Below are 10,175 nucleotides of genomic sequence, written 5' to 3'. Positions count from 1 at the left end.
GCCCCCCGCGCGGGCCCCGCGCCCGAACTCCGCGGGGTGAGGGCGCTCGCCCCCCCGTGTCCCAGAACCCGGCGGTGGGCGCGGCCCCCCCCCCGCCCCCCCGCCACAGGCGTGATGAGGGTCGGTCAGGAGCAGGTGACCTGGGCGTCGGCCCAGTCCGCGTGGTCGCTGTCGTTGCCGTCGCCGCCGTCGGTGACGATCAGCTGGACCTGCTGGGCGCCGGTGACGTCGGCGCTGAGCGGCTTGGGTCCGTCGGAGTTCTTCAGCACTCCGCTGTCGGCGACCTGCTTGCCGTCGGCGTTCACCTCGAACTCGACGGTGCCCTTGCCGTTCTTCTCGTCGTCGACGCCGACGGTCGCGGTGACCTTGGAGCAGCCGCCGCCGAGGTAGTAGGTGATGGTGCTCGGCGCGTTGGTGCCCAGGCCCTTGGCGAAGACGGTGCCGCCGATGGTGATCGGTTTGCCGTCGCCGGCCGCGGTCTCACCGTTGCTCTCGTCCTTCTCGACCGGCCCCCACCCGTTGGTGGCGGTGACCCAGTCCAGGTCGCTGAGGTAGCTGGTGCCGGACGGCGGCGGCACCTCGACGGTGACGCTGCCCGCCAGGGGCACGGTGACCTGCTTGCGGCCGAGCGGCTGGTCGTAACTGACCGTGCCGGACAGGGTGTAGGAGCCCGGCTTGGTCCCGGCCGGCACGGTGACCTTCCACGGCGTGCTGAACGTACGGCCCTTGGGCAGCAGCAGGCCGCGGGTGGCGCCGGCGGCCTTCACCGTCCAGCCGGCCGGGCCGTTGAGGGTGACGGCGACCCCGGTGGCGGGCAGCGCGCCGAGGTTGGTGGCGTAGCTGTCGACCGTCGCGCTCTTGCCGGGCTCGATGTGGTCGGGCGCGTGGGAGACGCCGGTGTCGAGCAGCGCCGGGTCGAGCAGGGCGGCCGCGCCGGCGGTGGCGCTGCCGCTCACCCGCAGCAGCACGGTGCCGTGCGCGGGCACGGTCGCGGCCAGGGTGCCGGCGCTGTCGTAGTCGGTGTGGCTCCACAGGTCGCGCACGGCGTAACTGCCGCGCTGCGGCAGGCCGGCGGCCTTGGCGGTGGTGGAGATGTGCTGGGCGGCGTCGGAGGAGTTGAACAGGGCCACGGCCCGGTCGCCGTTGGCCAGCTTCTTGCTCAGGACGTACGCGCCGCCGCTGGAGGAGACCACGGTGGCCGCCGAGCCCAGCGGGTCCTGGTTGAGCGCGATGACATCCTTGTTGCCGAGGATCGCCAGCGTCTCCGGGGTGGCCTTGCGCAGGTCGGTGCCGATGAGCAGCGGCGAGTCCATGATCGACCACAGCGAGAAGTGGCTGCGGTACTCCGTGTCGGTCATCCCGCCGTTGCCGACCTCCAGCATGTCCGGGTCGTTCCAGTGACCCGGTCCCGAGTCGGCGCCCAGCGGCATGTTCGCCTTGGCGATGCCCAGCATGCTCGACCAGGAGTCGTTGATGTCGCCCGTGGTGCGCCAGGAGTTGCCGACGTCGCCGGCCCACTCCCACGGGTTCTGGTCGCCCCACTCGCACAGCGAGTAGACGATCGGGCGGCCGGTCGCCTTCAGCGCGTCACGCATCGCGGTGTAGCGCTTGACGTAGTCGGCGCGGGTGCCGTCGCTCTGGTTGTTGCAGTTGTCGTACTTGAGGTAGTCCACGCCCCAGTCCGCGAACGACTGCGCGTCGGTGGTCTCGTGGCCGAGGCTGCCCGGGTATCCGGCGCAGGTGGCGGTGCCGGCGTCCTCGTAGATGCCGAGCTTGAGGCCCTTGGAGTGCACGTAGTCGGCGGTGCCCTTGATCCCGTCGGGGAACTTCGCCGGGTCCGGGACGAGCCGTCCGTCGGCGTCGCGGGTGTGCGTCTGCCAGCAGTCGTCGATGTTGACGTAGGTGTAGCCGTCGTCCTTCAGCCCGGAGCTGACCAGGTAGTCGGCGGTCTGCTCGATGAGCTGCTCGCTGACGTTGCAGCCGAAGGAGTTCCAGTCGTTGAAGCCCATCGGCGGCGTCAGCGCGAGGCCGTTGTCGAGTGCGGAGGCGGGCGCCGCGGCGACGGCCACTTCCGCGGTCACGGCCACGGCACCGAGGCCGCCGGCCCACAGCGCGCCGGCGGTCGCACAGGCGATCAGCCTGCGGACGGATCTTGGCATAGAAGTTCCTCTGCTCGCGGTGTCGATGAACCGAACTGAACAGGACCGACCCGGTCGGCCCTTGGAGCGTGCGCAATTGTGCCGATCGTCCGGCTGACGGCGGCTGTTGCGCAGACAATTCAACGTAATGAAACAGAGTCGAGCATTTTCTTTCGCGGCCACACCGTAGGAGCCGTGACGCGGCTTTGACAAGAGCCGTGCAGCGGGCAATCAACGCGGCCCCGGCGCGGCGCGGGTGGCGCGCGGGCCGGAAAAACGTAAGGGCCCGGGGAGCACCCGGGCCCGTACGTCGTACGCCTTACGCTGTCTGCCTTACGTCATATGCCTTACCGGCGTTGCCGTCACGAGGACGCCGCCGCGACGGAGAGCAGCACGTCCACGAGGCGGTCCGCCGCGTCGGGGCGGCCGTGGGCGCGGGCGCGTTCGGCCATCGCGGCGCGGCGCGCGGGGTCGGTCAGCAGCGGGCCGGCCGCGCCCAGCAGGCGGTCGGCGGTGACCTCGCCGATGAGCGCGACGGCGGCGCCGGACTCCTCCAAGTGCCGTGCGTTGTGCGCCTGTTCGTTGCCCGCGGAGGTGGCGAGCGGGATGAAGACGGCCGGCTTGCCGAGGGCGGTCAGCTCCGCGAGGGTGCCGGCGCCGCTGCGGGAGACCACGAGGTCGGCGAGCGCGAGGACGTCGGGGAGTTCGGGGCCGACGAAACCCGTCAGGTGGTAGCGGGCCGTCAACTGCGGGTGCAGCGAGGCCACATGGCGGCGCAGGTCGTCCACGTTGGCCGGGCCGCACTGGTGGATGACGTTCGCCCGCTCCAGCAGCCAGGGCAGCGCGTCGCGCACCACGTCGTTGATCTGCTGCGAGCCCTGCGCGCCGCCGGTGACGTACACCGTGGGCAGGCGCCGGTCGAAGCCGTACAGGTTCAGCGCGTCGATCGCCTTGTCCGGGTGGCCGGAGAGCACCTCGGGGCGGATCGGGTTGCCGGTCACCACCGCGAGGGGGCGCAACTGCTCGGGCAGCAGGGCGAGCGAGGAGTCGGAGGACAGCGCGATCCGGGCGGCGGAGCCGGCCAGTTTGCGGTTGGCCAGGCCCAGCCGCACCGTCTGCTCGTGCAGCACCAGCGGGCGCTTGCACATGCGCGTGGCCAGGCCCGCGGGCACCGCGACGTAGCCGCCGGTGGCGAGCACCACGTCCGGCCGGAACCCGGAGACGATCTTCCGGGCCTGCGCGACACCGAGCGGCACCCGGGCCATGTCCCGCATGTTGGCCGGCGACGCCATCTTCAGCGGGTTGCTGGAGCGGCGGATCTTGCCGGTGACGACCGTGTTGAACGCGATGCCCTCGGCCGGGGCGACCCGCGCCTCCAGCCCCTCCTCGGTGCCGATCCACAGGACGTCGAGCGATCCGCCGCCGGCCGCCAGCCGGGCCTGGAGGGTACGGATCGCGGTGAGCGCGGGATACGTGTGTCCACCGGTGCCGCCTCCGGTGACGATCAGCCGGAAGGAGGACGGGACGGGTGGCATGGCAGAGGCATTGTTCACGCGCGCACACTATCGACTGCGGGCACGCCACGGGCGCCACGGTACGGGCGGGCGGCATGGTAAGGCAGCCACGGCACGGGCAACGCGGTACGGACGGCACGGCACGGGGACGGCGTGCGCGCGTGCGGGCCCCCTTCCGTCCTCCGGCGGCAATACGCTGCCCGGCATGGAAGCGACGCTGACCCTCAACTACCCGGCCCCGATAGCGGCGGGACACGAGATCGAGGTGACCGAGTTCGCCGACACGCGGCCGGAGAAGAAGCGCAGCAGGTGGTACCCGGCGTGGGACCAGCCCTTCCGGCACCCGGTGATCCTCGACGTCACGACCGGCATCCGGTACATGAACCACATGCACGTCCACCGCGGGGACAACGGCGGCAACTGCTTCGCCCCGAACGACTACCCGCTCGAACCCCGCACGGACCTCCCGGTCAGGCGCGTCTACCGGGCCCGGGTGAAGGCGTGCGCGCTGGTGATGGTGGAAGGGCTCGACCAGCAGCACACGAAGCTCGTCGTCGACGTGCTCGGCCCGGCGGGACCCGGCGGCCCGGGCGCGAGTGGCGCGGGCGGCCCGAGGGGTGAGCCGGAGGACCGCCGCCCCCACTAGCCGGGCTCGCTCTCCTGCCGCTCCACCTGCTCCACCTGCTCCACCTGCTGCTCCTGCTGCTGCGACGGGGGCCGCCAGGGCAGGTCGGCGGGGTCCAGGTGGGTCAGCTCGTCGAGGGTCGGGGCGCCCACCGCGGACAGGCGCTCGGCCTGGTTCTCCATCATCGACTCGAACAGGTTGCGCGCGTCACGGGCGTTACCGGGCGTGTCCCCGCCGGCCTGCCGCTCGAAGTACGCGAGCAGGTGCCGTCGCACGGCGTCGTCGAGGACGTACCGGGCCCGGGAGGCGGTGAGTTCGACGATGCGCAGCAGCTCGGCCGGGGAGTAGGGCGGGAACTCGATGGTGCGCGAGAAGCGCGAGCTCAGCCCGGGGTTGGCGGCCAGGAACTGCCCCATCTCCGCGGTGTAGCCGGCGACGATCACCACCACGTCGTCGCGGTGGTCCTCCATCAGCTTGACCAGCTCGTCGATCGCCTCCTGGCCGAAGTCGGAGTTGGCGCCGAAGGTGCGCGCCAGGGCGTACGCCTCGTCGATGAACAGCACGCCGCCGCGGGCCGCCAGGAACGCCTCGCGGGTCTTCGGCCCGGTGTGCCCGAGGTACTTGCCGACGAGGTCGCTGCGGGCCACCTCGTGGACGGCGCCGTCGGCGAGCACGCCGAGCGAGGCGAGGACGCGGCCGTAGAGGCGGGCGACCGTGGTCTTGCCGGTGCCGGGCGGCCCGGAGAAGACGAGGTGGCGGCTGAGCGGCGGGGTCGGCAGGCCGACGGCGCGCCGCTGCTCGGCCAGCCGGATGATGTTCACCTGGGTGCGCACCTGGCGCTTCACCGGTTCGAGGCCGATGAGTTCGGCGAGCTCGGCCATCGGGTCGCCGGGGTCGGCGGGGGCCGCGGCACGGGCAGGGGCGCCCGGGTCGCTGGTGTCTCCGGCGCCGGCCGCCGGCGCGGGCCGGCCCGCGGCCCCCACGGCCCCCGCCGCCCCCGGCGGCAGAGGGCGCCCGCCCGCGGTGGAGCCGATGACCTCCTGCACGCAGTCGTCCTCGACGGCCAGGTCCCCGCCCGCGTTGCCGGTCAGGACGCTGTCGCGCAGCGTCAGCCGGGCCGTCCCGGTGCCCCGCACGCCCGCCGCGGCGCCGTCGCGCACCGTCAGTTCCGTCGCGTCGAGCCGGGCCGACCCGGACAGCAGGACACCGGTGCCGCCGGCGCCCGTGACCTCGCAGTTCCGGGCGGTCAGCCGCGCGTCGCCCGCCAGCGAGACGCCCTCGCGGCGCGGTCCTTCGACGGTGGTGCCGGTGAGCTCCAGCAGCGCCCGGCCCTTCGGCGCGTCCACGCCCTGCCCGCAGCCGGTCAGCAGGCCGTCGGTGATCCGCGCGGACATCGCCTGCCCGACCCGCACCCCCACGTCGGCGCCGGACAGCCGCAGGCCGGTGACCTCGCCGCGCCCCTCCTCCAGCCACAGGCCGATCTCGCTCCCCTGGAAACGCAGTTGACGTGCCGTCAGGATGCCTCCTCCGCCGAGGTACAGGCCGTAGCGGACCGCGCCGCGGCTCTCGCAGTCCGTCGCCTCGACCCTGCTGCGGGTGTTCACGGTCAGGGCGCTGACCCGGGCGTCGGCCACGGTCACGCGGGAGAGTTCCACGGTGCTGCCGTCGGTCGCCCACACCCCGCGCTCGCACCGTTCGATCGTGCAGTCGCCGATCTCGGCCTGCGACTGCTGCATCACGTCCACGCCGGACTTGTGCGCGTCGCGTACGACGGTGTCGGTCATGGTGAGCCGGGAGTCGTCGGACACGACCACCGCCGCGCTGCCGGTGCCGGTCAGGGTGCAGCCGCTGATCCGCAGCGTGGCGCTCTCCGCGCGGACGCCGTGGCCCGAGGGGTCGGTGATCGCCCCGCCGGAGATCCGCAGCGAGCCGCCCTCCTTGACCCACACGCCGTTCGTCCGGGAGGCCAGCAGCTCGCAGTCCTCCAGCACCCCCGACGCCCCCGTGAGGTACACCGGCCCGGAACGCGCCGTCGACCCGCGCATCGTCACGCCGGTGCCGTGCTCGGCCCGCAGGCTCGCGCCGGTCTTCCCCAGCCCGCGCAGTTCGCAGTTCTCGACGGTCAGGCTGCCGCCGTGGCAGTGCAGCACGGTGCCCGCGTAGTTGGTCAGCGACAGGCCGCGGAAGACCACCGTGCCGGAGCAGGTGGCGGTGGTGCCCTCCGCCGCCACGATGCTGACCGGTCCGCCGACCGCCCCGAACTCGACGTCCCCGGTGACGGTCAGCGCCTCCTGGTACGTCCCGGTCTCGATCAGCACCGACAGCGGGCGTTTGCGGGTCCCTTCGAGCGCGGCGCCGATCGATCGGTAGGCGCCGCGCCTGGAGCGGGAGACGTGGACGGTGGCCGGCATGGCGCTCCTCTCGGATGACCCGAGCAGAGCAGATGCCCTTCGGGACCCCTCCCGGCCGGCGGCACGAGGCGCGGGAGGGCGCCGCGGCCCGGCGCGACGCGGCGGGATCTGTGCCGGAGATGAGAAGTGCGCGGAAGCGTGCAAGAGTCCTTGACGCTTACCTACCTAGAAGCTAGCTTCCTTGGCCATGGCTCGGGTTGCTCGGCCGGGTCCACGACGGGATGCAGAGGACCGTTCAGCGTCAGGGCGTCGCCGCACGCGGACAGGCGGCGCGCCAGTTCACGTCCGTGCACGCCAGTTCACGTCCGTCCACGCCAGTCCACGTCAACTCACCTCCATGTCACCTCCCTTCACGCACGGCGATGCGTGAAAACCCTCGGAACGCGGTGCCCGCGCCTGGCTGACAGCCGAATGCCGACCGGCGGCCGTACGCGTCGAGCCAAGGAACGAACCGAAAGGACAAGAGCCGATGGCAACGACGGCATCAGCGATGACCGCGACAGGGCAACCCGACCCCGGACGGTGGCGGGTCCTGTCGATAGGTCTCGTCGGCGCGTTCATGGTCATGTTCGACACGAGCATGATGAACGCGATCCTCCCGACCATGCAGACCGCCCTGCACATGTCGCCGACCCAGGTGACCTGGGCGACCGCCGGATTCTCGCTGGCCGGCGCGGTGACCCTGGTGCCCGCCGGGCGGCTGGGCGACGACTTCGGCCGGCGGCGGATGTTCGTCATCGGCATGGTGCTCTTCCTGCTGGCCTCGCTGTCCTGCGCGCTGGCACCGGACGGCAGTTGGCTGGTCGGCTCCCGCTTCGCCATGGGGGTGGCCGGCAGCATCGTGATCCCGCAGGTCATCGGGCTGATGCAGCAGATGTTCACCGGCAAGGGCCGCAGCAAGGCGTTCGGCGTGTACGCCGCTATCGTGGCCATGTCCACCGCGTGGGGTCCGCTGATCGCGGGGCAGACCGTCGACGGCTTCGGCCACCACGACGGGTGGCGCTACGTCTTCCTGCTGGGCATGCCGATCAGCCTGGTCGCCCTCGTCCTCGGCTACCGGCGGCTGCCGCAGACCCCGCACAAGGGCGCGGGCCACGGCCGGGTCGACCTCGGCGGGATGGCGCTGCTGGGCCTGGCGCTCGTCGCGATCGTGCTGCCGCTCGCCGAGAACGGCGACAAGGGCGTCACCCCGCCGTGGTGGCTGTTGGGCGTGGGCGCCGTCCTGCTGGCCGCCTTCGTGCTGTGGGAGCGGGCCCTCGACCGGCGCGGCGAGCACCCGATGATCAAACCCCGGCTGCTCGTGCTGCCCAGCTTCACCTTCTCCTTCGTCACCTGCCTCTTCTTCTACGCCGCCTTCCCGCCGATCTTCATCCTGCTCCAGCTCTACTTCCAGGCCGGGTTGCACTACTCCGCCCTGCACTCCTCGCTGGGCACCGTGCTCTTCCCGGTCGGTTCGATGTCCGGGGCGCTGATCAGCGGGCGGTTGGTGCCGCGCTTCGGCCGCCGGATGATCGTGGCCGGGTGCCTGATGATGACGGCCGGACTCGCCGCGACCTCGCTGGCCTGCCTGAACTGGGACGGCGGCCACATCGTCTTCGTGCTCTCGCCCGGCCTGCTGGTCTGCGGGCTCGGCGCCGGCTTCGTCATCTCCTCCAACCAGAGCCTGGGCCTGTACGACATCCCCAGGACCGACGCGAGCACGGCCGGCGGGACCTACCAGGTGGGCGTGAAGATCGGCTCGGCGATCGGCATCCCCATCGCCACCTCGGTCTTCTTCTCCGCCCTCGCCGACAACCGCGGGAACTTCGCCGACGCGGTGTCCGCGGGCCTGATGATCCCCGCCTGCATGGCGTTCGCGGCCTCGCTGGTCGCCGCGGTGGGACTGGTGCGCACCAAGCAGCGCGGCAGCCGGGAGGTCCCGGAGGGCGGCGACCGCGACCCGCACGATGTGGCGATGGCCCTGAAGGAGGCGCCGTCCGGCGGCAGGCGGGCGGCCCCGGCCGAGCCATCCCGTACGGCCGAGTCATCCCGTACGGCCGAGCCGCGCCGTACGGCCGAGCCACCCCGTGCCGGCGAGGACGCCACCGCCGAGACCACCCGCCGGATCAAGGACTGAGAGCACACCATGCGCATGCGGGCCTACCAACTCACGGGCTTCGACGCCCGCCCCCGGATCACCGACGTCGAACGGCCCACCCCCGGCGAGGGCGAGGTCCTGGTCGAGGTACGCACCTCCTCGGTCAACCCCCTGGACGCCAACATCGCCGCCGGACGCGCCAGACGCTACAAGCGGTACGCCTTCCCCGCCGTCCTCGGCACCGACTTCGCCGGCGTCGTGGCCGCGACCGGCCCCGGCGTCACCGGACCGGCCGTCGGGGAGCGGGTGTTCGGCCTGCTGCACGCGGACACCGTACGGTCCGGCGCGTTCGCCGAGTACGTGACCGTGCCGCAGGGGCAACTGGCCGTGATCCCGGCCGCGTTGGACGACCTGACCGCGGGCGCGCTCGGTCTGGCCGGCGTGACCGCGCTGTCCTGCCTCGACGCGGTCGGGGTGGGGAAGGCGGACACCTTGCTGGTGGTCGGGGCGAGCGGCGGGGTCGGCAGCTTCGCGACCCGGTTCGCCTCCGCCCGGGGCGTGCGCGTGGTCGCGACCGCCCGGCCGGGCGCCGAGGAACGGCACGTCCGCGCCGCGGGCGCCGCCGAGACCGTCGACTGGTCGGCCGGGGACGTCGCCGCGGCGGTGCGGGACCGGCACCCGGCGGGGGTGACGGCCGTGATCGACCTGGTGGACCGGGACCCCGCCGTGTTCGCCCCGCTCGTCACGGCGACGCTGGCCGCCGGCGGCCGGGCCGCGTCCACGTTGCGCGCGGCCGACCCGCAGTCGCTGCACGGCATCCCGGCGGTGAACGTACGGCCGCGCGTCGACGCGGAGTTGCTGGATCGGCTCGCCGAGCTGGCGCAGGACGGTCCGCGGGAATCGCCGGTGACCGCTACGTACGACTTCGACCGGATCGACGCGGCCTTCGCGGCGCTCGCCGCCGGCGCGGTGGGCAAACTGGCCGTGCGGATCGGCGGGTGACCGGCGAACCGGCGCCGCGGACGGCCCGCGTCGCGATGGTCGGGACGGCCACGTTCGGGGTGGCCGCGGCCTGCCGTACGGGCCTCCGCGGGGGCGCGTCGCCGGGCGAAGGCGCGTGCCGGGTACGCCCGGTGGGACGGGTCGCCGTGGGGAGGCGGCTTGGCGGCGGGGCGTCCGGCGGGCGCGTCTCCCGTGCCGTCGCCGCGGGTCGGCTCCGCGTGGTGGTGACCGGCACAGGCGTCCGCGGGGTCGCCGTCGGGCGTCGGGATGGCGGCGGGACACCCGAGCGCATCCGCCGGCTCGCCGTGGGAGGGCGGCCGCCCGGCGCATCGTCGGGCGGCGCGCGCGTCCCCCGCGTCGCCGCGCACCGCCCGTTCCGCGTGGTGTCCGCACGCGCCGGGCACCGTA

General features: G+C 73.2%; 6 protein-coding genes. 3 read left to right on the top strand and 3 right to left on the bottom strand.

What is annotated here, in order from left to right:
- Positions 1 to 125 precede the first annotated feature (125 nt).
- Together ACIPAE_RS29985 and ACIPAE_RS29980 are read right to left on the bottom strand one after the other, a co-directional pair.
- The gene (locus tag ACIPAE_RS29985) at positions 126 to 2,159 is read right to left on the bottom strand and encodes an NPCBM/NEW2 domain-containing protein (protein WP_402449397.1); all 2,034 of its coding nucleotides are present in this window, start codon (positions 2,157 to 2,159) and stop codon (positions 126 to 128) included.
- Between the two features lie 341 nt (positions 2,160 to 2,500).
- Positions 2,501 to 3,673: a UDP-N-acetylglucosamine--N-acetylmuramyl-(pentapeptide) pyrophosphoryl-undecaprenol N-acetylglucosamine transferase gene (locus tag ACIPAE_RS29980; protein WP_328473770.1), complete on the bottom strand. Its 1,173-nt coding sequence runs from the start codon at positions 3,671 to 3,673 to the stop codon at positions 2,501 to 2,503.
- Positions 3,674 to 3,857: 184 nt separating this feature from the next.
- Here ACIPAE_RS29980 and ACIPAE_RS29975 point away from each other — a divergent pair, with 184 nt between their 5' ends.
- Complete coding sequence (locus tag ACIPAE_RS29975; protein ID WP_402449394.1) at positions 3,858 to 4,298, top strand: hypothetical protein; 441 nt, start codon at positions 3,858 to 3,860, stop codon at positions 4,296 to 4,298.
- Here ACIPAE_RS29975 and ACIPAE_RS29970 read toward each other — a convergent pair.
- Positions 4,295 to 6,688: a right-handed parallel beta-helix repeat-containing protein gene (locus ACIPAE_RS29970; protein ID WP_402449391.1), complete on the bottom strand. Its 2,394-nt coding sequence runs from the start codon at positions 6,686 to 6,688 to the stop codon at positions 4,295 to 4,297. The genes ACIPAE_RS29975 and ACIPAE_RS29970 overlap by 4 nt on opposite strands.
- A 469-nt stretch (positions 6,689 to 7,157) precedes the next feature.
- Here ACIPAE_RS29970 and ACIPAE_RS29965 point away from each other — a divergent pair, with 469 nt between their 5' ends.
- Together ACIPAE_RS29965 and ACIPAE_RS29960 are read left to right on the top strand one after the other, a co-directional pair.
- Positions 7,158 to 8,804 (top strand): MFS transporter, encoded by a 1,647-nt coding sequence (locus tag ACIPAE_RS29965; RefSeq protein WP_402449389.1) that lies wholly within the window; start codon positions 7,158 to 7,160, stop codon positions 8,802 to 8,804.
- Between the two features lie 9 nt (positions 8,805 to 8,813).
- Positions 8,814 to 9,767 (top strand): zinc-binding alcohol dehydrogenase family protein, encoded by a 954-nt coding sequence (locus ACIPAE_RS29960; protein WP_402449386.1) that lies wholly within the window; start codon positions 8,814 to 8,816, stop codon positions 9,765 to 9,767.
- The last annotated feature ends 408 nt before the right edge of the window (positions 9,768 to 10,175 follow it).

Source organism: Streptomyces sp. NPDC087270, from assembly GCF_044744625.1.
Lineage (GTDB): Bacteria > Actinomycetota > Actinomycetes > Streptomycetales > Streptomycetaceae > Actinacidiphila.
Note: the sequence above shows the minus strand (reverse complement) of the source record. Positions and strands in the feature narration are given on the sequence as shown.